Source organism: Gammaproteobacteria bacterium, assembly GCA_016200485.1.
In the GTDB taxonomy this organism is placed as follows: Bacteria; Pseudomonadota; Gammaproteobacteria; order Tenderiales; family Tenderiaceae; genus JACQEP01.
In genome coordinates this window covers 42425-69318 of sequence record JACQEP010000022.1, presented here as the reverse complement: position 1 = coordinate 69318, position 26894 = coordinate 42425, and the positions used below count along the sequence as shown (strand labels likewise).

24 protein-coding genes are annotated in these 26894 nt (G+C 53.3%); 7 read left to right on the top strand and 17 right to left on the bottom strand.

Annotation, left to right across the window (positions count from 1 at the left end):
- Window positions 1-17: 17 nt before the first annotated feature.
- From HY272_13470 to tsaD, 5 genes are all read right to left on the bottom strand, one after another.
- Window positions 18-458, bottom strand: a complete 441-nt coding sequence (locus tag HY272_13470) for a D-tyrosyl-tRNA(Tyr) deacylase (GenBank protein MBI3773693.1) — start codon at window positions 456-458, stop codon at window positions 18-20.
- Complete coding sequence (gene pip / locus HY272_13465) at window positions 455-1405, bottom strand: prolyl aminopeptidase (protein ID MBI3773692.1); 951 nt, start codon at window positions 1403-1405, stop codon at window positions 455-457. The genes HY272_13470 and pip overlap by 4 nt, the downstream gene beginning before the upstream one ends.
- Window positions 1406-1474: 69 nt before the next feature.
- Complete coding sequence (gene typA, locus HY272_13460; protein ID MBI3773691.1) at window positions 1475-3283, bottom strand: translational GTPase TypA; 1809 nt, start codon at window positions 3281-3283, stop codon at window positions 1475-1477.
- Window positions 3284-3469: 186 nt separating this feature from the next.
- The gene (locus tag HY272_13455; GenBank protein ID MBI3773690.1) at window positions 3470-4507 is read right to left on the bottom strand and encodes a VIT1/CCC1 transporter family protein; all 1038 of its coding nucleotides are present in this window, start codon (window positions 4505-4507) and stop codon (window positions 3470-3472) included.
- A gap of 202 nt (window positions 4508-4709) precedes the next feature.
- Window positions 4710-5723, bottom strand: a complete 1014-nt coding sequence (gene tsaD, locus HY272_13450) for a tRNA (adenosine(37)-N6)-threonylcarbamoyltransferase complex transferase subunit TsaD (protein MBI3773689.1) — start codon at window positions 5721-5723, stop codon at window positions 4710-4712.
- Between the two features lie 160 nt (window positions 5724-5883).
- Between tsaD and HY272_13445 the strand changes: the two genes are divergently transcribed.
- Both HY272_13445 and HY272_13440 read left to right on the top strand, forming a co-directional pair.
- Window positions 5884-7227: an ATP-binding cassette domain-containing protein gene (locus HY272_13445; protein MBI3773688.1), complete on the top strand. Its 1344-nt coding sequence runs from the start codon at window positions 5884-5886 to the stop codon at window positions 7225-7227.
- A 15-nt stretch (window positions 7228-7242) separates the two neighbouring features.
- Window positions 7243-8004, top strand: a complete 762-nt coding sequence (locus tag HY272_13440) for an ABC transporter permease (protein ID MBI3773687.1) — start codon at window positions 7243-7245, stop codon at window positions 8002-8004.
- Window positions 8005-8031: 27 nt separating this feature from the next.
- Here the strand turns inward: HY272_13440 and HY272_13435 are convergent, their stop codons facing one another.
- From HY272_13435 to moaA, 12 genes are all read right to left on the bottom strand, one after another.
- Entirely contained in the window at window positions 8032-10698 is a 2667-nt protein-coding gene (locus HY272_13435) for a tetratricopeptide repeat protein (GenBank protein MBI3773686.1), read from the bottom strand.
- 85 nt (window positions 10699-10783) lie between these two features.
- Window positions 10784-11830: a hypothetical protein gene (locus tag HY272_13430; protein ID MBI3773685.1), complete on the bottom strand. Its 1047-nt coding sequence runs from the start codon at window positions 11828-11830 to the stop codon at window positions 10784-10786.
- A gap of 11 nt (window positions 11831-11841) precedes the next feature.
- Window positions 11842-14277, bottom strand: coding sequence for an MMPL family transporter (locus HY272_13425; protein ID MBI3773684.1), 2436 nt, complete (start codon window positions 14275-14277; stop codon window positions 11842-11844).
- A gap of 40 nt (window positions 14278-14317) precedes the next feature.
- On the bottom strand, window positions 14318-15787 hold the full coding sequence (locus tag HY272_13420) for a hypothetical protein (GenBank protein ID MBI3773683.1): 1470 nt from the start codon (window positions 15785-15787) through the stop codon (window positions 14318-14320).
- 30 nt (window positions 15788-15817) lie between these two features.
- Window positions 15818-16228 carry a hypothetical protein gene (locus tag HY272_13415; GenBank protein MBI3773682.1) on the bottom strand — a complete coding sequence of 137 codons (411 nt, stop codon included), beginning with the start codon at window positions 16226-16228 and terminating at the stop codon, window positions 15818-15820.
- A gap of 222 nt (window positions 16229-16450) precedes the next feature.
- Window positions 16451-17269: an outer membrane lipoprotein-sorting protein gene (locus HY272_13410; GenBank protein ID MBI3773681.1), complete on the bottom strand. Its 819-nt coding sequence runs from the start codon at window positions 17267-17269 to the stop codon at window positions 16451-16453.
- 160 nt (window positions 17270-17429) lie between these two features.
- On the bottom strand, window positions 17430-18359 hold the full coding sequence (locus tag HY272_13405) for a hypothetical protein (GenBank protein MBI3773680.1): 930 nt from the start codon (window positions 18357-18359) through the stop codon (window positions 17430-17432).
- Window positions 18360-18716: 357 nt separating this feature from the next.
- A complete protein-coding gene (locus tag HY272_13400) occupies window positions 18717-19382 on the bottom strand; it encodes a histidine phosphatase family protein (GenBank protein ID MBI3773679.1) in 666 nt (221 codons plus the stop codon).
- A gap of 67 nt (window positions 19383-19449) precedes the next feature.
- The gene (locus HY272_13395; GenBank protein ID MBI3773678.1) at window positions 19450-19929 is read right to left on the bottom strand and encodes a molybdenum cofactor biosynthesis protein MoaE; all 480 of its coding nucleotides are present in this window, start codon (window positions 19927-19929) and stop codon (window positions 19450-19452) included.
- 3 nt (window positions 19930-19932) lie between these two features.
- Window positions 19933-20169 carry a molybdopterin converting factor subunit 1 gene (moaD, locus tag HY272_13390; protein MBI3773677.1) on the bottom strand — a complete coding sequence of 79 codons (237 nt, stop codon included), beginning with the start codon at window positions 20167-20169 and terminating at the stop codon, window positions 19933-19935.
- Window positions 20170-20183: 14 nt separating this feature from the next.
- Window positions 20184-20669 (bottom strand): cyclic pyranopterin monophosphate synthase MoaC, encoded by a 486-nt coding sequence (gene moaC, locus HY272_13385; protein ID MBI3773676.1) that lies wholly within the window; start codon window positions 20667-20669, stop codon window positions 20184-20186.
- An 82-nt stretch (window positions 20670-20751) separates the two neighbouring features.
- Window positions 20752-21825 (bottom strand): GTP 3',8-cyclase MoaA, encoded by a 1074-nt coding sequence (gene moaA / locus HY272_13380; GenBank protein ID MBI3773675.1) that lies wholly within the window; start codon window positions 21823-21825, stop codon window positions 20752-20754.
- A gap of 585 nt (window positions 21826-22410) precedes the next feature.
- Between moaA and HY272_13375 the strand changes: the two genes are divergently transcribed.
- The 5 genes from HY272_13375 to HY272_13355 all read left to right on the top strand — a co-directional run bounded on the left by HY272_13375 (window position 22411) and on the right by HY272_13355 (window position 26832).
- The gene (locus HY272_13375; protein ID MBI3773674.1) at window positions 22411-23358 is read left to right on the top strand and encodes a DUF1668 domain-containing protein; all 948 of its coding nucleotides are present in this window, start codon (window positions 22411-22413) and stop codon (window positions 23356-23358) included.
- Window positions 23333-24103, top strand: a complete 771-nt coding sequence (locus tag HY272_13370) for a HesA/MoeB/ThiF family protein (GenBank protein ID MBI3773673.1) — start codon at window positions 23333-23335, stop codon at window positions 24101-24103. The genes HY272_13375 and HY272_13370 overlap by 26 nt, the downstream gene beginning before the upstream one ends.
- Window positions 24104-24286: 183 nt before the next feature.
- Complete coding sequence (gene rpsU, locus HY272_13365; GenBank protein MBI3773672.1) at window positions 24287-24502, top strand: 30S ribosomal protein S21; 216 nt, start codon at window positions 24287-24289, stop codon at window positions 24500-24502.
- A 52-nt stretch (window positions 24503-24554) separates the two neighbouring features.
- Entirely contained in the window at window positions 24555-25013 is a 459-nt protein-coding gene (locus HY272_13360) for a GatB/YqeY domain-containing protein (GenBank protein ID MBI3773671.1), read from the top strand.
- 31 nt (window positions 25014-25044) lie between these two features.
- Window positions 25045-26832 carry a DNA primase gene (locus HY272_13355; protein ID MBI3773670.1) on the top strand — a complete coding sequence of 596 codons (1788 nt, stop codon included), beginning with the start codon at window positions 25045-25047 and terminating at the stop codon, window positions 26830-26832.
- Window positions 26833-26894: the final 62 nt, after the last annotated feature.

Here is a 26894-nt window from a genome sequence, read left to right as displayed (position 1 = left end):
CCCTCTGTGGTGAATTATTATTTAACCTGCAACCAGAACGTCACCGGCCCGTCATTAACGAGCGCGACCTGCATGTCGGCGCCGAAACGGCCGGTGGCAACGATGGGATGCGCCGCATGCGCCACGGTTACCAAATAATCAAACAGACGACGGCCTTCATCCGGTGCAGCAGCCGGAGTGAAACTGGGGCGTGTACCTTTTTGCGTATCCGCTGGCAGCGTGAATTGCGGCACCAGCAGCAAGCCACCTCCGATATCACGCAGGCTGAGATTCATTTTGCCTTCGGCATCGGGAAACACTCGGTAGCCGAGCAACCGTTCCAATAGCCGATCAGCCTGAGCCTCGTTATCACCACGCTCAACGCCGATCAACACCATTAATCCGCGTTGTATCGCACCGACCACTTCACCTTCGACAGTGACACTGGCCTGTGTCACACGCTGGAGCAAACCAATCATGTATAGCGCAGCACCATTTCATTAGTGGCCTGAACCAGCGCATCGATAATTCCAGGCTCTGTTGCAGAGTGTCCGGCATCGCCGATAATTTTCAAATCCGCATCGGGCCAAGCCTTATGCAAGTCCCAGGCATTTTCGACCGGACACACAACATCGTAGCGACCATGAACGATAACGCCGGGGATACCTTTCAAGCGATAGGCATCATTGAGGATTTGATTGGGCTTGAGAAAGCTATCATTCACGAAATAATGACACTCGATACGGGCCAGACTCATCGCCGTGAATGGTTCACCAAAATGATCGCGCACCGCACGCGACGGTCGCAACGTGGCGCAACGTCCTTCCCAGATCGACCAGGCCTTGGCGGCGGACATGCGTTCAATTTCGTTATCGCTCGTTAAGCGGCGATAAAAGGCATGCAGCAAATCGCCGCGCTCATTCTCTGGAATCGGTTTGAGATAATCTTCCCAATAATCGGGGAAGATGCGACTGGCACCCTCCTGATAGAACCAGTGAATTTCTTGCGGTCGGCACAGAAAAATACCGCGCAGCACCAAACCCAGCACACGCTCGGGATACGTCTCGGCATATACCAGCGCCAAGGTTGAGCCCCAGGAGCCGCCGAATATCACCCACTTATCGATGCCCAACCGTTCACGAATCAGTTCGATATCCGCGACCAGGGCTTGAGTGGTGTTGTTTTTCAATTCGGCATGGGGACCGGAGCGGCCGCAACCGCGCTGATCGAACAGCACGATGCGATAACGTTCTGTATCAAAAAAACGGCGATGATATTCTTCGCAACCGGCACCGGGCCCACCGTGCAAAAATACGACGGGCAGGCCCTTGGGATTGCCGCATTCTTCGACATAAAGACGATGTGGCGCCTCGACGTCGAAATGATGCGTGGCGTAGGGTACGGTTTCTGGAAAGAGCGTGAGCATGACTATCTCCCTTTATTCCATTGATACCCTACAGTGTCCCCGCCTCGGGGACTTTTTTCAACCTCCCGCTTAGCGCGAGGAGCGCTTGCGATCATTCTCTGTCAACAGTCTTTTCCGAATACGGATAAACTTCGGCGTCACTTCAACCAGTTCGTCCTCGTCGATAAACTCCAGCGCTTGTTCAAGACTCATTTTGATCGGCGGCGACAGCACCAGATTTTCATCGGTACCGGCGGCACGAATATTGGTGAGCTGCTTAGCCTTGAGCGGATTAACGACCAGGTCGTTGTCACGTGAATGGATGCCGATCACCATCCCTTCGTACACTTCTTCACCGTGACCGATAAACAGGCGACCGCGTTCCTGCAAGCTGAACAGTGCATACGCCAGCGCTTTGCCAACGCCATTGGCGATCAACACGCCGTTGATGCGGCTACCGAAATCACCCTTTTTCATCGGGCCGTAATGATCGAAGACGTGATAGATGAGACCGGTACCTTGTGTCGCTGTCAGAAACTCGGTGCGGAAGCCGATCAAGCCGCGTGAAGGGATCACGTAATCCAGACGCACACGACCTTTACCATCCGGCACCATATTCTTGAGATCACCGCCACGCTCGCCGAGTTTTTGCATTACTCCGCCCTGATGCTGTTCTTCAACATCAACGGTGAGCTGCTCGTAAGGTTCATGTTTGACGCCATTGACATCACGCATAATAACTTCAGGGCGCGAAACACCGAGCTCATAACCTTCACGACGCATATTTTCGATCAGGATCGAAAGATGCAATTCGCCACGACCGGAGACACGGAATCTGTCGGCATTGTCGGTACGCTCAACACGCAGTGCGACGTTATGCACCAGCTCGCGCTCCAGACGCTCCCAGATTTGGCGCGAGGTAACGTATTTGCCATCTTTACCAGAAAAAGGTGAGTTGTTGACCTGGAAGGTCATGCTCACGGTTGGCTCATCGACACTGAGCGGCGGCAGTGCGTCGACTTTATTCGGATCGCAAAGCGTATCGGAAATATTTAGTTGATCCAGACCGGTAAAGGCGATGATGTCGCCCGCTTCTGCCTCAGGGACTTCAACACGCTTCAAGCCATGGAAACCGAGCACTTGCAAGATACGGCCGTTACGGGTCTTGCCTTCGCGATCAATCACGGTAACCGCTGAATTAGTCTTGACCTTGCCGCGCGTAATGCGGCCGATGCCGATAACGCCGACATAACTGTTGTAGTCGAGCTGACTGACTTGCATCTGGAACGGACCGCTGCTGTCAACCTGGGGCACCGGCACATGTTTGATCACGGCCTCGAACAGCGCCGTCATGTCACCCTCGCGTACATCCGCAGTCAAACCAGCGTAGCCATTAAGCGCAGAGGCATAGACGACCGGGAAGTCGAGCTGTTCATCGGTTGCGCCAATGCGATCGAAGAGATCGAAGGTTTGATCCAGCACCCAGTCTGCGCGGCTGCCGGGGCGATCCACTTTGTTAATGACAACGATCGGACGCAGGCCACGCGCAAGCGCCTTCTGCGTAACGAAGCGCGTCTGCGGCATTGGGCCGTCGACAGCATCCACCAGCAACAACACGGAATCGACCATCGACAACACGCGCTCCACTTCGCCACCGAAGTCGGCATGGCCGGGGGTATCCACGATGTTGATGCGATAGTCGCGCCAGCGGATGGCGGTATTCTTGGCCAGGATGGTAATGCCGCGTTCTTTTTCCAGGTCATTGGAATCCATCACCCGTTCCTGCATCTCGCCACGACCTTCGAAGGTGCCGGATTGTTGCAGCAGTTTATCAACCAGGGTGGTCTTACCGTGGTCAACGTGGGCGATGATGGCGATGTTGCGCAGATTTTCGATCACAAAAGTATTCTCAGCAGGTGAATAAAAGGTGCGCAATTATACCCGAAACCGAATAAAAACAGGGGAAAGGGGAAAGATAAAAGGGGAAAGGGGATGTGTCGGCCTTTGGCCGAGAACTAAATGCATTTAAATGTGCCGCAGGCGCACCACCCCTTCCCCCTTTTATCTTTCCCCTTTCCCCTGAATCTAAACCAGACTCACTCCCAACCAGCCACCTACCAAATAAGTCACTGCCCCAGCGCCACCGCCAATCAGCAACATCCGCAGACCGCTCCACCAGGCGGCACGGCCGGTAAACAGGCTCAACGTCGCGCCCACAGCAAACAGGCTGATAGCGCCGAGGATCGCAGCCCCCAGCACGGCCTGCGTACCCGCCCCGAACAAAAACGGTAACAAGGGCAATACACCCCCCACGGCAAAGGCACTAAATGAAGCCATTGCCGCTCCCCACGGTGAACCCAGGTCATCGGGGTTCATGCCCAGTTCCTCGCGGGCCAGGGTGTTAAGTGCATGCTCCGGATCACGAATCAATTCCTGAGCTATTTGCCGCGCCTGATCCATGGGCATGCCTCGGGCGTTATAAATCAGGGCCAGCTCTTCGGCCTCTTCCTCGGGATATTCAAGCAACTCATCGCGCTCAAGACCGATCTGATATTCATACAACTCACGCTGCGAACGCACGGACACGAACTCACCGGCCGCCATCGAAAACGCACCGGCGAGCAGACCCGCAGTGCCGGTGAGCATCACCACTTTGGCATCGGCCATCGCCCCGGCCATGCCCATGATCAGACTGGTATTCGACACCAGACCATCATTGATCCCAAACACTGCGGCGCGCAGATTGCCGCCGCTGGCCACGCCCATGTGCCGGCCACCGACCTCGCTGACCGAGGTCGGCATCACATGGCCATGCGCTAACGGTGGCGCAGAATAGACGGATACGCCACGCACTTTCATCGCCGCCAATACCGGCCGCAACGCGCGCGGGCCCATATTTCGCAGCAGGAACGCCACTATTCGGGCACGCGCTGACGGCACAAATTCAGGCGTCACCAATCCTGCCTGCACGATTTGTTTTTCCCATACCAGAGACTGCCCCTCAGCGGCCTCCGCCAACTCAGTGAACATCCTTTGTTTGAGCACATCCGGCTCGACGTCTATCACGACACGATACAACCACGCCGATTGTTTTTCTTCGTACCAGCTTTCTTGTGCGGACATTTTTTCTCCTAAAAGGCTTAAAATCTAACGCGGAAACGCAAAGACGTGGAGAAAAGCAATATAAATTTCTTATTCAACACGTACCGCTCCCAAGAACAGATGTCTTTCGTAAATTTTGGATTCCTCTGCGTCTCGGCAACTGCTCCATGCGTTGCCCTACCTCGTGCATCCATGCACTCGTCCGCGTTGGATTTTTCCAATCTCAAGCTGGCATCAATTCTTCCAGCCGCCAGCGCGCGCGTGCTGTAATCGCTACCGTTTCCTGTTGCCCAGCTTGCAATCGGCGCCAGCCGGCATAGGCAATCATGGCACCGTTATCGGTGCAAAATTGCGGTCGCGGATAATAAATCTGCACCTGTTGTTCCGTACTCAGACGCTGCATCCGTTCCCGCAAACGTTGATTGGCGCTCACGCCACCGGCCAACACCAGCCGCTTCATCCCTGTTGCTTCCAGGGCGCGGCGGCATTTAATCGCCAAGGTATCGGCGACAGCCTCTTCAAAGGCGCGGGCGATATCGGCGCGGGTTTGATCGTCATTGCCTGCCGACCGCAGCGTGGTGAGGGCATAGGTCTTGAGACCGCTGAAGCTGAAATCCAGGCCCGGCCGGTTGGTCATCGGCCGGGGGAACTTGAAGCGCGACGGATTCCCCTGCGCCGCCAGCGCCGCCAGCGCCGGACCGCCGGGATAACCCAGGCCCAACAGCTTGGCGGTCTTGTCGAAAGCCTCGCCCGCCGCATCGTCCACGGTATCGCCCAACAACCGGTACTGCCCGACGCCAGCCACCTCGACCAGCATCGTGTGGCCGCCGGAGACCAGCAGCGCGACAAAGGGGAACTCAGGCGGCGCCGGTTCCAGCATCGGCGCCAGCAGGTGCCCCTCCATATGGTGCACCGCCACCGCGGGCACCCCCCAGGCCCAGGCCAGGCTGCGGCCAATCGCCGCCCCCACCAACAGAGCCCCGATTAGCCCCGGCCCAGCGGTATAGCCTACCCCATTGATTTGACCGCCTTTTAGCCCAGCCTCGGCCAACACCTGCCGAATCAGGGGCAGGGTCTTGCGCACATGGTCACGCGAGGCCAGTTCCGGCACCACCCCGCCATAATCATCATGCAATTGCACCTGGCTATACAGGGCGTGGGCCAGCAGCCCGGCCTCACTGTCATAAATCGCGATGCCGGTCTCGTCGCAGGACGTCTCGATACCTAATACCCGCATCGGTCACCTATCCGTGAATTGAAACCAGGCATTGTAGCAGGCCCCTTGTGGCCAGATAAAAACAGCACTTGAAAGGAAAATCCCTCAGTAATCTGTTGGACATCGGCACGGATGGGCTATAATGGCCGCCCTATTTCTATAAAAAACAATGACTACACTTATGGCCAATTCAAGCGGGATCACGAGCGGGATTCGAGTCAGCGGTTTAACCAAGATCTTTAATGGCGGCGTCAAAGCGATTAATGGCCTTGAACTCGAAGTCAACGCCGGGGAAATCTTGGCCCTGCTCGGCCCCAATGGTGCCGGCAAAACCACGACCATCCGCGTCCTCTCCACCCTCAGCGGCTTTGATGAAGGGCAAGTCGAAGTCGCCGGTTACAACGTCGATACGCATCCTGAAAAAGTCCGCACCACTATCGGCGTCGTCGCCCAACAAACCGGGGTTGATTATTTTCTGACCGGCCGTGAAAACCTGGAATTACAGGGCCGGCTCTACCGGATGAAAAAAAGCGAAATTGATGCCCGCATTCAGGAACTGGCCACCTATTTCGAAATCGCCGACGCGCTTGATCGCCAGGTGATGACCTACTCCGGCGGCATGCGGCGCAAGCTGGATATCGCCACGGCACTGATTCATGGCCCCAAAGTTTTATTCCTGGATGAACCCACCCTCGGCCTCGACATCAAGAGCCGGCAGAACCTGTGGCGCTACATTGAGAAATTAAACAAAGAACAAGGACTCACCATTCTCCTCACCACCCACTACCTGGAAGAGGCGGATCATTTGAGCCATCGCGTCGCCATCATCAACAGCGGCAAGATTCAGGTTATCGACACCCCGGAAGCCCTCAAAAACGCAATTCACGGTGACGCAGTCATCCTGACCTTCAGCAGTGCAGGCCCGGAAGTCGGCACACTCACTTATGCACTGCACGAACTCCCCGGCGTGCGCGATGTGGTCTGGGAAAATGACAAACTTCATCTCTACGTTGACAACGGCGGTGAATCCGTACCAACGATTGTTCGTCTTGCCGGTGAAAAAGGTGTTGGCATCAAGACACTGTCACTGGCCCACCCTACATTGGACGATGTATTCCTGAAATACACCGGCAACTCCCTCGCCGAAGCCAAAGACAAGGAGGAAGGCGAAGAGTGGTGGCAGCAATGGGCCGGCAAAGGCGGTGGTAGTAAATGGGAAAAGAACTGGCAAAAGTGGCAGACCAAACTTGAAGAAAACGGCGACGAACAACAAAAGGCAGGCTGGCAACAACAGCGGCAGCAATGGCAACAACAAGATGTGACGTCCGAATCATCAACCTCTACGTCAGCCGAAGCTGTGCCAGCAGCGCAGGGCGCGCCTGAGCCCAAGACTACCGAACAACAATGGCCGCAACAGGCCGGACAATCCTGGCCCAATCAACAACAGTGGCCACAAGACAAGCAATGGCCAAACCAGTCGCAAGGCGACTGGCAAAAATGGCAATCCAAAGACGATAAAAATTAATTCGAGGACACGATTGTGTTGGCCGATACCTGGTACCTGTTTCTAAAATACACCAAAATCACTCTGCGCATGCCGATGTGGACGTTGTTCACCCTGGTTCAACCCTTACTCTGGCTGTTGATCTTCACCCAGCTATTTAAGAATGTCGTCAACATCCCAATGGATGATGGCAGCAGCTATGTTGATTTCTTTGTTCCCGGCGTCCTGGTCATGACAGCGCTGTTTGGTTCGTCGTGGTCTGGTGTGAGCCTGTTACGCGAAATCACTGCCGGCAGCGTCGACAAGATGCTGGTCTCGCCAGTGTCGCGAATCGCCATCGTCCTCAGCCGCGTTCTGCACTCAGCGGCGCAAGTCGTGCTACAAACTCTCGTCATCATCCTGGTCGCATGGCTGATGGGCGCCAAGCTTAATCTCGATCCGCTATCGTTATTGATGGCAATGTTAAGCGTCTTTTTATTGGGCGTTGGCTTGGCGGCATTATCCAACGGCTTTGCCATCGTACTGCAACGCGAAGAACCGCTGGTCATGATCGGTAACCTGATGACCCTGCCGCTGATGTTCCTCTCCAGCGCCATGGTGCCGAAGCAATTCATGCCCGGCTGGATCGAAAGCATCTCCCTGATCAACCCCATCACCTATGCAGTGGAATCAGTGCGCGCGGTGCTGGTGGGCACACCGGATTTCTCCAGCTATGGTTTCGGCGCTATGATCATGTTTGGATTTGCAGCAATCTCTCTGACTTGGGCGGTGAGCGCCTTCAATGGCCTACGTGACTAGCCGCCTGCTGGAAACAGCAGCATAACCTCAGAAGGTGTAGCGCACCCCAATATTGAACGCCTGCCGCGTATAGCCCCCCAGCGAGTTACTTTGTCGCGCCACCGCGCCGCTATAGATAATCCCCTCAACGATTTGCGTGGGATCATAGACAATACCGAGTGGCAAGTTGGAGCGCTGAATCAACGCCATATAGCTCACATTGACACTAAAGCTCTCGGTCCATTGATAATTCCCCCCCAGCCGCACCATGGTCGCCAGATTGATACGTCTTTTGGGGCCTGTTAACAAGGTCGAAGAGTCCAAGTTTTTGTACACATACAGTGTCGCCGACCCATCTGTAAACACCGAGACCTTTCCCCCCAACCGTTTATCCAACCGCCCAGAAAGTGCGTGACTGTAATAGGCGTAGTCCGCACCTAACGGCTGATTATTTTTGTTATCCGTAAAAGTATAGCCATACCCGAAAGGCATGCCCTCGGCAAACTGGCGATTAATGTACAGATTCAAAGACAGCGTGTCCGCATCAAAAAATGGACTCGTCTGAGTCGCCAGAGTTCGATAAGACCCGTTCACCTGATAGAATTTGCCGTTGTCACTTCGCCAAGATGCATCCAAAGAAAAATTATTGGTGCGACTGACATTATCTTCGGCCCGCAGAACTCCAAACTGACTTGATGCCTCATATCCCAGGGAAAAGTCATACCCCCAGCGACTTGTCTGTAATGACGGGGCTAACGTGAAATTAAAAAAATCATATTGCCCACGATGAAATGTTGAATACGTGGGCCGCGCATCCAGATGGAATTTATAATTCTTGTTGATCTTGTAGTTATACGCCACTGACGCATAAGTATCTGAACGATATTCAAATAGTCCATCATCACTCAAATTGGCATTGTCATCCATGGCCAGCGTATAACCCAGGGCATAACTAAAACCATTCGTCTGCCGCCGGAGAACATCCGCCCTCTGCTCAGCATACCGGCGCATCTTGTCATTTGCCTTGCTTGATTGCGCAATAAATCCATATTGAATGATCGCATCGTTTTCCCGGCTCAACTGCTCATACACCTGGGCCATATTCATTCGTGCCCCAACCTGATCCGGATAGCGTTTGATCACCTCATCATACCAACCGAGCGCGTCCTCAGGCTTTCCCTGCCGCAACTTGACCGCCCCCATATTCCACAGCGCTGTCAAATCGCCATCGAATCGTTTCAAAACTTCACGAAAAGCATCCTCCGCCCCTTCGAGCTCACCTTTTTCCAATCGTTGCCGTCCCTGTGCCAACAACAATAGACGCTGAATTTTTACAATCTGTTCCGAATCAGTCGCCACTGCCAATGCCGCGCTATACTGCCGCGCCGCTTCCGGCATTTTATTTTCTTCTTCGTAGATATAACCAAGACGCAATCGGGCGTCAGCATGCCCAGGATCCAGCGCCGCCGCCTTCTGAAAAGCTTCTTTGGCCTTATCTTGATTGCCAAGCTTCAACCAAATCTCACCCAATTTAAAATAAACATCGGGGTCCGCTGGACTTTGCGTCAATGCCGCCAGGTACTGATCCAGATCGCGATTCGTTTGCCTCACTTCCGCAAGACGCCCCCCCACCAACTGTTCAACCCGATTCAATAATGCGGCGGCACTGACCGCCACTTGCTGTTCACCGCCGCGAGCCACCACCAAATCCAATTCGCGAACGCCCTCTGGAATTCGTCGCGAATCCAAATACACCATCCCCAATCGTAATCGAGCCTCTAAATTATCAGGATTATGATCGACAATGCCTTCATACGCCTTTATCGCCTCTGGCAATTCATTCGCCGAATGATGCAATGCCGCCAAACTCATACCCACCTGGAAATTATCAGGATCAAGCTTGATGACCTCTTCGAACTCCTGCCGCGCCAAGACCACATCTCCGCCCTGGAGATATCGCACCCCACGAATGGTACCCAGCTTAATCTTTGATGTTTGCCCCATAGGTGACTTGGCTGCCAAATCAACCACTCTTTGATAGGATACCTCCGCTCCACTCACATCCCCCTTGGCCTCCAACACCATCGCCAAATGAAAGTGCGCTACCGGATTATTCGGCACCAGCCCAATCAGGCGCCGATAAATAGTAATCGCCTCATCAAAACGACCCAGCCGATACAAAGTAATCCCGATATTGTGCAAGACATCGGGCTCACCACCATGCCGCCGCATCAGCTGCATACCTATCTGATCCATTTCCTGTATTTTGCCTTGCGCCGCCAAGCCGTTAAACACCGCCAAGCCCACCTGCTTGTCCGCTTCCTGGGCCTCTTTGGATTCGGGGGGAGCCTTGCTCAAAATATAGCGATACTGCTCGATCGCATCTGTCGGATTTTTGGACTCAGTTAGAGCCCTGGCATACGCAAAACGCAGTGCAAGGTTGTCAGGCGACAATTCAACGCTGCGCCGAATCAATGGCAAGCCCTGCGCAAACTCACCGCGCTGAAAATGGATGATGGCCTGCTGATAATAGGCCTCTGCATTATTGGGATCCAACCTGACAACTTCTGCAAAGACCTGATACGCCTCGTTAAACTTTCCCTTTTGCATTGCCTCGCGAGCGACATCCAACAACCGGTTCACCGCCGGCTGAGCCGCTGGCAAGTCAATAGCTTCTTGCTGCGCATGCGAAATTGGAACTACAGAAACAAGCATCAAACAACAAAATGCTCGCGCGATCACACGCGAAAACGCTCCATTGAATCGATGTTTTCCCGCTCGCTGCATAATATAGCCGCTATTAAAAATACAGATTCAACCGCGCCAGAATCTTCCAGCCATCGAAACTTAGATCAAGGCGATCATAATCATCTCTGGATTTTGGTGGATTACGAAGATACTCCGCATAGCCATAGTTTGTATTAATCTTATATGGAAGAAACAAATCAAGATTATCCGTAATCAGAAAGTCCTGTTTCAGCGCCCCCTCTCGCAGCTGGACTGCACGCAATCCGATTAAATAGGAAGCCTCGATCCCCACCGACATCCAATCACGAAAGAAATAATCCCCCCCAATCCCGGGCTGCAGCGCCAGCAAACCTGTCGCCTGAGACATCAAAACGATATTCTTGGTCACTCCTTTAGCCAACCCTGTAAGATAGGTAAAAGATAAATCCTCGCGATAATCAATATCGTAAATCTCATTAAGCGTCAGTCGATAGTAGACCTTGTATCTCTTTGGCTCATCAATCACATAACGACGCACACCCGCATAGAATTCGTTATAAGACATCTTGGCCGCACGCTTCATATGCACTTCCGCCAACTCACCTTGCAGCGAAAACAAACCATCAATCGTCGCGCGAGAAGACGCTTCCCAGGTGCTACCACCAAATATCACCGAATTCTTACGGTCCAACTGCCACTGAAACTCCAGCCCCGCATTGGTACCCAACCCCAACTCAGGCAGCGGATTAGGAAAATAGAGACTCACACTGTCATTACCTCCGGTCGCGGCATTGGTAAGCGTCGCAGTCCCTGCAACAGGTGACTGAAATTCATATTGATTCAATTCCTCCAAGGCAGGACGATGCACGCCAAGGTACATCCCGACACTAAACGTCCGCTCCTCCGCCCCCCAAGCTGCGGCAACACCGCACACACTCAATACCAGCAGCTGCAACAATCGGACTGGAACATGCCGCGAATAAACAATCCGTTTCTTCACAACACACATTAAATGTCCACGCAGGAAAGAAACAAACGACACCTGACGTGAAAACTGAAAAAGGGCAACCGCCCCTTTTCTCAACACCCAACGCGGGAAAAGTCTCATCTGCCACAACATGGCGGAACTCATTATGTCTGCGTCCGCTTATCGAAGAGCGGCAAGACCATCAGCGCAACAATACAGCTCAAAATCATATAAATAACTACAAATACGCCTAATTTCACATGCGGCGGAAACTCCGACATGAACAACACGGCAAAACCTACCGTCACCACCACCGCGTTGAAAACTATTGTGCGCCCTATGCTCCGCAATGTATTTAATGCGGCGTCTTGATGATCCACACTCTGCCGTTCACGTCGATAACGAAACAGATAATGCACGGCATAATCGACCCCCACACCAATGGCCACCCCCGCCGCCAACGCTGTCGACACATCCAATGGCACTCTCAACCACCCTGCCGCCCCTGCCACCAGAATCGTGGTGATAGTCACCGGCACTATCGTCATCACTCCATAATAAAGCGACCCAAATAAAAATGCTGCCAACACAAAAATTCCCACTTTGGAGAAGATAATCGACGAGCCCTGGCTATCAATCAGCAAATCAGCCCAAATATAAGAATTATTCGCCGATCCCGCAAAATTAACGTCCACGCCAGGCCCCGCCAAATTAGCATCGATAAAGGCGCGTAATTTATCGATAATCGCCTTCAGGCGCGCAGTTTCATCTGTCTTGATTGAAATGCTGATGTTGGCACGCTGATAACCAAAATCCACCACCTCGTCCAGCAGTTCCGGCTGTCCGGAAACCGAGAACAAATAGAGCGCCTCAGCAATTTCCGCCCCCGATTTCGGCAACACATTGAATGAGTTATCTTCCGCATGCAGCGATTTATTCATGCTCTTCAGAAAATCAACGACCGACAAGGTATCTCCCACGTCTGGCAAGCTCTCGGCATAATTCTGTAGCGCCTCCATCTTCGCCAACAACACGGGATCTTTAAATGCATCACGCCGATCCGTCTCGATGACCACATTGAGGAATATGGTCCCGTCAAAACGCTGATTCAGCAACTGAGTCGATTGAGAAACCTCGCTGCCTTTTTTAAAATCACTCATCCAGCTGGAATTGACCTGCAAACGACTTGCACCCGCACCAACGACCAGTGTCACCACTCCAATCAGCAACAGCGAACGCCGCGGATTAGACATCAACCCTCGCCCCAGCGTTACCAACCATCGCGTCAACACATCTTGTTCAGCATGAACACGCATCGAGCGACGCTTGGATAGATAACCACTTACCTTGGGCGGCATTACCGACAATAATGCCGCTGCAAAGGTCACTGTCAGCAACCAGCTAAACACAATCCCTACCACCGTAAATAAACCGAACATTTTGAAGGGCGGCATATCAGCAAACAAAAACGTCAAGAAACCAATCGCCGTCGTCGCGGAGGTCATCACCAATGGCGAACCCAGCTCACCCAACACCTCGGCAACAATTTCCCCCGCTTTGCGATGCGGGTTGTCCAACACCTTGTTGTAATATTCACTCAGCAGATGCACAGAATCACCGATCCCCACGGCCACCAGAATTACCGGCAGCATCGTAGAAATGGTATAGAGGGGAACATTCAGAAATGCCATCAAGCCCAAAGTGGAAATTACTGCACCAGCCATGACCAACATCGGGATCGCAACACCAGGCCCGGTGCGAAAAACCAAGAACAATGCAAACGCCATTAACACCAGCAGCAAGGGAATCATGCGTTTCATGTCATCCATAGCATGCAAACCCGACGTCACTTCAATGACCGGCCTCCCGGCAAGATAAAACACATCGCCGTTATCCTTCGCCGTTACAAATACGGGCTTGGCTGCGGCATCAGCCGCCTTATCTCCAGCCGCCTTCCAGCCACCCGCCGAACTCCAATTGCCACCCTGCTGCCAGTTTCCCTGCCACTCACCCTCGCCCCCATTCTCAGCGGCAAGAATGCCTTTGATCTGCCAATAGGTCTGATAGCGGTTAACCGCCCCTTCCTTGAGCTTGGCGCGTATCATGGTCGCATTGCCATCGGTAGACACAAGATTGCCCACCAACAAATCCGCATGCTGCTGCACGCTTTGCTTCAGCGCTGCCATTTCCGTCTCGGTTTTTGGTGCGTATGGCATCAAGCGTTGCGCACCCATGGCCTCATCAGTTCCGACGAATACCGTCGCCGTCGCCAACGAAGCCACATCGATCGTACGCAAGGCCACTACGCCCGGCAGCGCCCCAACTTTTTCGGTAATACGCGCCACGCGCGCCAGGGTTTCAGCGTTATAAATAGATTTATGATTGTTTTCGATGACGATGACCACTGCATCTTTTACCCCAAACAGATGCTCGACCCGCTCATCGTATTTAATTGCCGGATGCCCCTTTGGCATGTACACCCGTGCATCAGTCTCCCAGCGCAACGATGACAATTGCATCGCCAGGAACACGATCATCGCGACCGTGATGATAAGGATCAGCTTGGGATATTGGGTGACTATTCCGTATAGCTTACGCATTGATCTAACATTCCATTGTTAATTTAACGTCAAAGATACCTTAGAACGAGTATTTAAACTCAACAAAGACGCGATCGTTATCATGAAAATTCCCCAGGAACTGCGCCACCTGAATCGAGTTGTTAAACTGCCCCGTCGCCGTTACACTGGAAGTCCCGAAATCGGACCCGCGTCCATCAAACATGTCCATGCCCACCGCAACCTGAAAACGGTTCGTCACCTGGAAGAACACCTTCGGCTTCCAGTAAGTCTCCTTCAATCCCTGTAAGTAAATGAAGAGCAACTGCGCCGTCATCGAATACTGAGGAAACTCACGTCGCATGAACAGATTATAGGACGTATCCGTCTGCTTCTGGATCAGCGTCGGCTCCCATCCCAACACTATCCACTGCATCATCCCAAGCGACACATCCCAGCCCATCATCACAAAATCGACACCGCCCCCCCAGCGAAAATGATTTTTCTGCGCCTCACCGTTGGTATCGACATAACCATCCTTGTCGATATCAGCAGTATTACTCCGCCCGAAAAATTTATCGGTCACATAAGCAAACTCACCCTTGAGAATGTAATTTCCCATTTGCCGAACAGCCGTCAAGCCGTACATTGAGATTCGTGTATAGGTTGGGAAAAATACTGCTGGAATCGTTCCGTCAATTTTAACTGTGCGAAAGATGACTGGAAAATCATCCCAAGTATAGAAATAGCTTAATGCCAATTCGGTATCGAGCCAGGTCGTCGACCAGCGCAGACCAATCTCTGTATTCTCCAGCTTCCACGACTCCGGCTTCGTCGTCCCCGGCACATCCTGCAATAACTCCCATTCTGATCCAGGAGGCGCTGGTTTATGAAATTTCAAATCCGGAATCAACAATAACTCAAAATTACCTGCATCAGCGTAGTGATCCAACTTAAAGGTCCAGAGCGGTATCCGGTAATCAAGCAAATCGGGCAGGATCAGTTCGCGGAAATCCATCGGATTGATTTCATCGACAATCCGCACCCCCTCTAGCACACCCCATACCACATATTGTTTACCCGCGCGCACATCCCACGAACCGTGTGAGACGTCTATGTACATCTCACGCGTCGCAATTACTGGCGAGTCTTTTTCGTGGGAAAGATTTTTAACGAAAGCCAACGGCTCATTTTGATTACGCTCCAAACGCGCAGCGATGGTTTCGTAATTGAACAAATCGTAGGCGAGGTCATAGTAAGCCCACCCCGAATAGGTAAGGTTCACCGTGTCGCTATAGGGATACTGAACATTGGCGTAAGCTATATTGCGAATTTTGGTAATCGAGCGCGGCTCACGCATTCGATACGCAGTTTCATTTTTTAGATAACCGCTCAGCCGAATTTTCGACCAAACACTTGTATCTTGCTCAAGATCGAGTTGCGTGCCAAATAAATCACTGCCGCCGGAACTGAACGCGCTCTCTTGGGCGTGTATCGTCCCGGCCATCAGCAATCCCGCCGCAAGAAAAGATATCAGTAATTGCCGTAACACTCGTGACCACCACCACCCTCATTTAGCGCATCAGATGCGGCTCTTGCACTTATCACACAACACAATGAGCTCACCTGCCCCCAGCCCCAAAGTCACGCTCTGCCCCGCATGCAACGAAATACTGCACCCGGAACATACAACATTGCGATTCAGTACCATCTTTTCCCAGCCCAAAACAGCCGCAAATCTATCATCCCTGCCGCCACTCTCTGCCACCGTCTGCCCAGACGTCATTGCGGCTTCTGCCTCCTTAAAGGCTTCTTCCAGAATATTGCGAATCAGGATTGAAACCGGTATCCCCAGGTCTTTGGATCGTTGTAACACGCGATCCCGTAATTCGCGCGGCACGCGTGCCCCAAGGTATTCTTCTTTACGCTTCATTGCCATGGAGAGCGCACGCTCCCGCATGATTTTCCCAGGATTGGGTATTTGATTACTCATTGGCCTTGTCCTCCGTGTCATAGGGCATCCATATACCCATGTCAAACACATGTGTAACAATGTTATACATGTGTCATCGCGAAGTCAAGCTCAACTACCCACGCAGCGATAACCAATCGTCCTTAAAGGACTTTTTATTATAAGTAATGTTATACATCAAATAAAAAACGCCGTCCAGAAAATCCTGAACGGCGCCTTGGACTAGCTCATGCTCACCGCCTGTTAACCACCTTTTTGCAGCTCTCGCTCCGTAAACTGGCGATCCTCCAACCCGACCCCCACCTTTACATCAGTGACTTCAAACAACGACTTGTGGCGCGTCTGTACGTTTTCTACCTGCACCCGGTCCCAGGCCCATGCCTTTCCCACCTGCTGCCACTTCAGTGTAGCCGTTTTTAGCAACATCCCCTGACGATCGAAATAATCGGTCTTCTGGCGTACGCAACCCGCCCAATTCTGCCCCTTGGCATACCACGACACACGTTTGCTATAGAGAGAGTTCGCTTCTTTAGGCACACTCTCCACTACATAGTGCGGCTGACCACCGAGATTCTCCACCCGAAGCAAGGTATGGGTATCAGCCGTTACTGGCCGATCATCGATATCGCCATAGGTCAAATCGGAACCCAAAAAGCTATCTCCAGGATCACGCACAGAAACGCGACGAATCTTGCGCAGTTGCGGTAAATACAACCATTGATCTGCCATTTTGCCACTGGCTGCCAAATAACCCCAGCGCAAAAAACCGGTGCCGCGAGCATCTGGCGGAAATTCAGTCATCAACACCATCTTATCCGCCACCTCGCCACCCGCCTCACGATAATTCTTCCACAGTCGACGATAGACGTTCTTACGTTCACTGCCATCCTTATCGATTAGAGTAATACTCAGCTGCGAAGTATTATCAGGCCCCGCGCTTTTGTACTCACATTGCTGCACAATATCATTCGCCGTTGGATCAGCCGCCATCGCCACCTCTACCAGAGACAAGCACAATAGCAGCGACAGACTTCCTCGAATATTACCCAAGACTTGTATCATCGCCCCTCCCTTTGCCAATCTGAAATTCATTACTCATCCACACGGACAACCGTCAAAATTGCCATCGCCAACAATGGCCACTATATCTATCTTTATTTCATAAAAAAAGAGAGGGGCATAACGCCCCTCTCTCTGATACCACCTATATCTACAGCCTAGCTTAGAAGCCAGTACCGTCGGTCGCAGTGCTGCCAAACACAGCCGGCCAACCACTTGGACCAACCGCCGAACCTGCTGTCAGACCGAACTTGCTGATCAGAGCCAGCGCATCGCTGACGTTATCAAAGTTCTGATAACCAAACTCCTGGCCCACGGTCGCATTCATGTTCTGACCGACATAAACACCCTTGATATCGTTACCCGTAGTATAGGTAATCGAAGTCGCCGGCGTAGCACCTGCCAGATTCAGAGTACCATTCGCAGAAATGTAGGTACCCTTGGCTTCAGCCAATAGGAACTCCTGCCAGTCGATACCGGTAGGCGCTGCCTGCCAGATCTGATCGGTGCCCAGAGCCGCTGTACCCGTCAAACCAACACGGCTGGCAACCTTCATCTTCATGTTGTTCGGTACACCAGCGGTCAGGTTCGCAGTATCGGCTTCATAGAAGAAGTCGGTACGGAAACCGCTACCAGAAGTATTTTTCAGGCTTTGTCCCAGATTAACAAGAGCACCCGCCCAACCAGACTGGATGGACGTGCTGCCACCGAAGGTGTCAGCACCCGACACTTCTTTCAAACGTTGCTTGTCCAAAATACCGCCAGCGGTATTTTGAGTCTGGACAAAGCTTTCGTCACCGAACGTCAGGTTAGCCAGATTAGGCTGGGTAGCCGTTGCACCCGTATCGGTGATGATTGTCTGGAAATAAGTCTTACCACCAGCCGTCGTATCAACAATTTGACGCTGAAAGAAACCATCACCCGTCACTGCGGTGCCACAGGTAAAGCCTGTTGGGCAAGCCGCGCCAATCGTGCCGGTAGACACAGACCATTGATCAAAATTAGCCGTCGTAGGAGCAGCCGCCATCGCTACCCCGGAAAGTACCAGGGCTGCAGAACCGATGGAGGTCGCCGCTTTCATAATATTACGCATTTTATAGCCTCCTAAACTTCACACGCTTACGGAGATGGCGCCGCATCCCCTCCTAAACCCTACCGAGAACTTTATACCACCCGTGCAGCAATACGGTCAACTGTTGCACAACAGAATACTACGGGGCCTACCCCCGTACAACAATGTATAACACCATCCTTGAATCTGTCAAGCGCTTCCACGCCCACATGCTATACATATTGGGTGGCGCAGGCCAATCCAAGCCTCGACCTCCAACATCCCTACCATAACGCTCCGGCCTGCGGATCAGATCCGCTTGCCCTGCTTTCCTATAAGGTTATCGGCCATCCAAGATTAGAACTTTAGCCTTTTCCAGTAAAAATGATGGAAATGATTTCAACCTTTTTCTCCCAACAGCGGCATTGGCTCTACCCCCATGCCATGACGAGAATGAAAATTCAAAAAAATCAAATTATTACCTTTAACTCCATAATCCACACAAGTTACCGAGGCCGGATCAATCCGGAGCTGCCGGTAAGCTGCCAAGGGCAACCCGATAGCTTCAGCCACCAAGGCCCGGATCGGGCCGACATGGGTCACGACCACGAGTGTTTGGCCGCGATGGGTCTCCACCAAGCGCTTTATCACCGCCTCAGTGCGCTCGACCAAGGCGTACATGGACTCGCCCTGCGACGGCTGGAAGGCCGCCTGATCCCGTTTCCAACACTGATATTCCTCGGGATACTGGCGCTCGATTTCATCAAAATAGAGCCCCTCCCAGATCCCGAAATGACGCTCGACCAAACCCGGATCGAGATTGACCGCCAACCCCTTAGGTGCTGCAATTGCAGCGGCAGTCATTCGCGTCCGCTGGCTCGGACTGGAATAGATTTGGTCCACAGAATGTACCCGCAACGCCTCGGCAGTAGTAGCCGCCTGCACCTGTCCACGAGCGTTCAGCGGCGGATCTTCAATGCTGTCGCAATAAATGCGATCCAATGGAAAATCCGTCTCGCCATGTCGCACGTAAAGAATACGGGTACTGGGTTCTTTTTCACGCATTAGAGAAATCTAACCGCTGTGGTGCAGAAAGGCCAGGGCGGACCTGAAGTCCGCCCTGGAGATTGATTTAAGCTGATCGCTTGACCGGCTTGGCATCGGTCACTTCGGCCTTGGGATCTTTCGAGTTGTGCTCAACCCAGTGCCGCCCGCCATTACGATCGGTTTCGCACTTCCAGAACGGCGCGCGCTCCTTGAGATAGTTGATAATGAAACGGCAGGCATCGAAGGCATTGGCACGATGCGCCGACCACACGGCCACCAGCACGATCGGATCATTGGGGAACATCTCGCCATAACGATGCACGACCAGGCTGTCAATAATTTCCCAGCGTTCCGCGGCTTCTTCACAAACACGCTCGATGTGCTTTTCAGTCATGCCTGGATAGTGATCCAAGATCATCGAGGTCACATTCTGACCTTCATTGAAATCGCGCATGGTGCCGACAAAGGAAACGACACCGCCATGCTTGCCATGCGGCAAGGTATCCTGAAAGGCAGCCACTTCACGATATGGATCAAACGGCGTTTCTTGGACGATGACTTTCATGCTTTAACCTCCAGTCACGGGCGGGAAAAACGCCACTTCGTCGCCTTCCTTGATCGTGGCCTTGGCGTCGGTATATTCCATATTGATCGCGATCAGCGTACTGTCCGGCAACGGCTGGCCGCCGGAAATCTTGCCCCACAATTCGGCGACCGTCGCGGTTTTACCGCTCAGCGCGATACTATCCTCGGCACGCCCCATCTTGTCACGCAGACTGGCGAAATAACGAACCTTAATATTCATGATCTCACCTCGCCTTATGCGCTAGCCGTGCGGCGCCAGGTGCCAGACTTGCCACCTGATTTCGCGGTCAGACCAATACCTTCCATCACCATGCCGCGGTCAACCGCTTTACACATGTCATAGATGGTCAGCAGCGCGACCTGAACTGCAGTTAATGCTTCCATTTCAACGCCAGTTTGCCCTTTGCAACGGACAGTCGCTTCGCAATAGACAGAGTTTTGCTCCGGCTCAGCCGTCAACTGCAAATCAACGGCTGTGATCATGATCGGATGGCAAAGCGGAATAATATCCGGTGTGCGCTTGGCGCCCATGATTCCGGCAACGCGGGCAATCCCCAGCACGTCACCCTTCTTGTGGCTGCCTTCCATGATTTTCTTCAACGTTTCGGCTTCCATGAAGATGCGGCCTTCAGCCGTCGCTTCACGCACGGTTTCAGACTTGGTGCCAACATCAACCATGTGCGCATCGCCAGCGGCATTAAAATGGGTAAATTCGCTCATCAATTAGCTCTCACTTTCCTAAAAAAACATAAAGGCGCCACCCGCGGCATGCACAGACTATGGGCGCCAGGAACCTTAATCTTTAACCCCCGATCTGGGTCATGCTGACCCGACCGATATCCTTGATGTTCACCTGCTGGGCAGCCACGGAGGCCTTTTTCGCCTCGAAACCATCCTTCGCCTTTTCGGAGAAGGCCTTGCGGAACACGGCGATGAGTTCATCATCACTGCCGTTGGCACGGATCAATTCCCGCAGGTCGTACTCCTGATCGGAGTATAGACAATTGCGAATTTTACCATCGGCGGTCACACGTATCCGCGAACAATTACCACATAAGCTACGGGTAAAGGCAGGAATAACGGCGATTTTACCCTTGTGGCCAGGGGCCTGGAAGATATGGTGCTCGGTACGGGTTCCCGGTGCCGGCTGAATACCGGGGTACATGCTTTCGATCTGATTGACCAAGCTCTCGGCGCTGGCGAAATGCACCCCCGACTCCCAGATTTGATGAGCGTCGAAAGGCATAAACTCGATAAAACGAACGGTCAGTTTCTTATCTCGCGCCAACTCGGTGAATTGACTCAATTCATCCTCGTTGAAACCGCGCATTAGCACCACATTGATCTTGACACGGGGGAATCCCGTAGCGATCGCCAAGTCTATGGCATCCATGACTTTTTCTACGCCTTCGCGGCGCGTGATACGGACAAATTTTTCCGCATCAAGGGTGTCGAGACTAATGTTAACGCCGGTCAACCCCGCAGCAAGCAGCTTATCGGCATAACGATCAAATAACAGGCCATTGGTGGTCATGTGCACCGATTTGACACCCGGGGTCGCGACAGCGCCTGCCACCAGCTCAACGATGTCCTTGCGAACCGTCGGCTCACCTCCAGTATAACGTACTTTCTTCACCCCCATCCTAGCCAACACGTTGATTATACGAAGAATTTCTTCGCCCGACAGGATCTGCTCCTTGCCTTTGAAATCAACACCTTCCTCAGGCATGCAATAGGTGCAACGCAGGTTACACTTTTCGGTTACAGCAATCCGGACATAGTCGAAAGTTCTACCGAACTGATCCTGCAGCGGGGGCAGCGGTGAAGTTAAATTTTGATTAGACGTGGTTTCCAACGCATTATCCCGCAGGTTCATTGCAGACTGGCTGATCGGCCCCATGGCTGTCTCTCCCATACATTCCACCCAATAGTTGAGTAAAAGAGTAGGGTACTAGCTCGCCACGCAAAAAACCATTGTTTTTTGCGGCCTTGCATGACAGGCGACAACAAACCTTCGTTCGTAGCCATAACCCTACTCACCTTCCTTCCTAACTATGGCGACCTGCCGCCCAGATTTTGTCATGCATCGACTGCATTGTTGTAGCCACAAGAAAACCACATTATTTCAACGGGTTATCTTCAGCCCAAACCACACATCCCTGCATCACAAGCCCAAGTACTTATACTATTTATCGGTCTTTAGTCGCCATTTCTTAAGTGCGCGATAGCCTTATAAACCTGTGCCATCTTCACATCTTTAAGGGGCGATAATAACTCACTTATTGTCTAACGCACAACTCCAGCTTAACGCCAGCTGAACAACAAAGCTGCATTTACAATAGTTCATTAAACACTCAATAACCAAACTCTATATAGATATTCTCATTTCTTATAGTTGACTCCCCCGCTAAATTAAGTAGAGTGCTGGGTTCATCAAAAAACGACAGTAATTTATGCGCCTATGACTTCAACTAGCTCAATCTCTAGCGGCCAGTGGCTGCGGCCACGCCCCCTGACCATCGCCCGCTCTCATCCCTCGGTGGCGGTATATAAGGATCAGGTCTATGCCTTTGGCGGCGGTGGGCCGCAATTCAAGAGCATGAATTCAGTCGTGCGCTACAAGCCGGCGACCGACATGTGGGCCGATTGCGCGCCGATGCCGAGCTTGCGCTCAGGCACCATGGCAATGACCGTTGGCGACCGAATCTATGTCATGGGCGGCGGCTTTAAGCAGGAGAACGGGAATTTTAAATTTCTGACGACGGTCGAGATTTATTACCCGGAGCGCGATACCTGGGAAAAGGGCCCGGATTTGTTGCAACCACACGATTATCCGGCGGTGGCGTTACTCGACAACAAGATTTATATCCTCGCCGGCCATCACCCCAATGCCACGCAAGGCGGGCCGAAGACTGATCCGGGATTTGATTTCTGCGAGCGTTTGGATTTGGCAACCGGAAAATGGGAAGCCATTGCGCCGCTGCCGACACCACGTTTTGCATTAGCCGCTGTAACCATCAACGGCAAGATTCTGGCCATGGGCGGCGTTGCCTTCCGCTCCGGTGATTTTGATAATTTCACCGTTGTTGAAAGTTATGATCCAAAACTTAATCAATGGCGGAGGGATGACACTTACACCTTGCCGTGGCCCGCGGCAGGATTAGGCGCCGCATATCTTGACGACAAACTTTATGTCTTTGGTGGCTATAGCAGCGATGACATTCATAATCGCACTGCCTGCTTTGATGTCAGCACCGGTCGCTGGCAACAAGTGATGGGCATGCCGGCACCGGTGGCGGCGATGGGCGTTGCCGTGTGTGGCGGTATGATTTATTCCATCGGCGGCTGGGCTGATGACGGCCGTACGCCGATCGACAAGGTCTATGCCTTCTCGCCAAAACAAAACTGACAACGGTTTTAGCAACGCGCAACTCAGCCGTTATAGCCGCCATATTTTATTGCCAGAGATCGATATCGCCGGCCAGCAGCGATTGCGCGACAGTCATGTGTTATTGATTGGTGCAGGCGGACTCGGCTCGCCTGTTGCGCTTTATCTTGTCAGCAGCGGCATTGGCCAACTCAGCATTTTCGATCCGGACACTGTAGAGCTGGGCAATCTGCAACGCCAGATCGCCTTTCGTGAGCAGGATTTGAATCATCCCAAAGCCTTTGCACTGCGTGACACTTTGCACGCATTAAATCCTGATGTCCTCGTCACGGCAACCAATGAACGGTTCGAAGGTGAACGTCTCTCTGCTGCCATCGCCAACGCGGATGTGGTCATCGATGCCTCGGACAACTTTGCCACTCGTTTTGCCGTGAATGAGGCGTGTGTTAAGGCAGGGGTACCGCTGGTCAGCGGTTCGGCCATCGGCTTTCGTGGCCAGGTCAGCGTCTTCTTCCCGGATCATGGCCCTTGTTATCGCTGTTTATACAAAGACGAGGACGAGGCGGGGCCACGCTGTGTGGAAGTAGGTATTTTCGCCCCGCTCACTGGCATTATCGGCGGTTTGCAGGCGGCCGAGGCGCTAAAGTTGGTTCTTCAGGCCGGTAAGTCGTTGGCGGGGCGGGTGATCACGGTCGATGCCCTGACCATGGAGATCCGCACCCTGAGCCTGAAACGGGATCCAGATTGTCCAGTGTGCGGGGATTGATTCATTAAAAATCTCCGCCCTTAGGGTAGGGGCACGGCGCGCCGTGCCCCTACGCGTGTGGAATCTTCCATCGGGGGCCCCTGCTCTGCGCCTCGGGGCGGCTACCCTTTGCATTTTGGCACTGTTCCCTCTAGAATACCCCCCTTTCTTTCACCCACGGGTTTTACCAAGGACTTATTACGTATGCCATTTGTACGCGTTAGAGAAAACGAACCATTTGAAGTCGCCCTGCGCCGTTTCAAGCGCACTTGCGAAAAAGCCGGCACTCTGGCCGAAGTGCGCGCCCGCGAGTTCTATGAAAAGCCGACCGAGATCCGCAAGCGTAAAGCAGCGGCAGCGGTAAAGCGCCAAGCCAAGAAGGTTTCGCGCGAAACGTCCAAGCGCATCCGTCTGTATTGATTCTTTGAAAGGGCTGGGATTTACTCGGCCCTTTCTCATTCACTGCATAACCATGGCGACGGACACGCTCAAATCCCGCATTCAGGAAGATATGAAGGCGGCGATGCGCGCCCAGGATAAACAACGCCTGGGAACGATCCGCCTGATTATGGCGGCCATCAAGCAACGCGAAGTCGATGAACGCATCATGCTTGATGATGCGCAAGTCATTGCTGCGATCGACAAAATGATCAAGCAGCGCCGCGAGTCGATCACCCAGTTTCAAGCTGCGGGCCGCGACGATCTGGTCGCCAAGGAACAGCAGGAACTCACCGTGCTGCAGACCTACATGCCGGCTCAACTCAGCACTGCCGAGATCGAGCAAATCATCGCTGAGGCCATTGTCAGCAGCGGCGCCCAAGGGCCGCAAGACATGGGCAAGGTGATGGGAATCGTCAAAGGCCGCGCCCAGGGCCGCGCCGATATGTCCCAACTCAGCCAGCTCATCAAAAACAAGCTCGCCGCACTTTAAGTAAACGGCGTCAGCGACTACACTGCCTGCCATGGCAGGCAAAATCCCACAGCAATTTATCGATGAATTATTAAGCAGGGTCGATATCGTCGAGGTCATCGACCGCCGGGTGCCGCTACGCAAGGCAGGGCGCGACTATCAGGCACGCTGCCCCTTTCACGAAGAAAAATCACCGTCGTTCACAGTCAGCCCCAACAAGCAGTTCTATCACTGTTTTGGCTGTGGGGCTCACGGCACGGCGATTGGTTTTTTGATGGCCTATGAGCATCTCGATTTCGTTGAGGCAGTCAAGGAGCTGGCCAAGCAAGCCGGTGTTGAATTGCCACAAACGGAAGAGACCAGCGAGCGCCCGCAAGCTGAAGGCTTGCACGAGATTCTGGCACAGGCGAATGTGTTCTTCCGCCGCCAGTTGAAGGAACATCCTGCCGCAGCCACCGCGATTGAATACCTGAAACAACGTGGACTGACCGGCGATATCGCCGCCGAATTCGGCATCGGCTATGCGCCGCCAGGCTGGGATAATCTGCTCAACGCGCTGGGCCGCACCCCCACCCAACGCCAACAGTTGCTCACCACCGGCATGCTGGTGCCCAAGGAAAACGACCGTTATTACGATCGCTTTCGCGACCGGATCATGTTTCCGATTCGCAATCGGCGCGGGCAGGTAATCGGTTTTGGCGGGCGCGTGTTATCGAGCGATGAGACACCGAAATATCTGAACTCGCCCGAATCGCCGTTGTTCCATAAAGGCCGGGAGCTGTATGGCCTGTACGAGGCGCGACAGGCGCTGCGCCACATTGATCTACTGCTCGTCGTCGAGGGCTACATGGATGTCGTGGCGCTGGCGCAGCACGGTATCCGCAATGTGGTCGCCACCCTTGGCACCGCGCTGACACCGGATCACGTGCAGATATTGTTCCGCACCACGGGTGACGTCGTGTTTTGCTTCGATGGCGACCGCGCCGGTCGCGCTGCGGCTTGGAAGTCGCTGGACATTGTTTTACCCGAGATCAGCGAGGGCCGTCAGGCGCGCTTCATGTTTCTGCCAGAACAGGATGACCCGGACAGTCTGGTTCGCCGCGAAGGCGCGACCGCGTTTCAGACGCGCATTGCCAATGCCGTCTCACTCTCGGAATTTCTATTTCAGTCGCTGGCCAGCGAGGTCGATATGTCAGCCGTGGATGGTCGTGCCCGCCTGGTGGAATTGGCACGACCCAAATTGAACAAGGTGACCAATGCTGTGTATCGCCTGATGTTAATTGCCGCGCTCGCCGAACGGGTTCATATGGGCCGTGATGAACTCGTGCGTCTGCTCGAAGACCCCACCAAGCCCCATTCAACCTCTGCGGCGAGGGCCAAGCCCCGCCCATCACACCGCGAACCACCCCGCGTATCGGCAGTGCGGCAGGCGCTGACCTTGCTGCTGAACCAGCCCTCCCTGGCCCTGGAGGCGGGCGATCCGGGCCGTTATCGCGGATTGCAGGAACCTGGCGTCGATCTGCTGGTCGAAGTATTGGAATTGATACAGAGGCAACCCCAGCTCAGCTGTGGCGCGATCCTGGAGCAGTGGCGCGAACGGCCCGAGGCTAAGCATCTGGCACGCCTGGCCCGCAGCCCAATCACCACCCCGGAAACGGGCATGGCGAGCGAGTTCTTAGGCAGCCTGCGGATCCTTGACAAGCTGCGGCTGGAACATGAACTGGAGCAATTATTACGCCATGGACAAACCGAAGGCCTAAGCAGTGACGGCAAACGCCGCCTGGCCGAGATTCTGGCCGAGAAAGACGCACTAACCCGAGGGATAACCCAGATTCATTAACCCTCAGCGGGATTTGTGCCTACCCGAAGGGGTTGTTTTGGTTTAGAATGAGCGGCTATTTT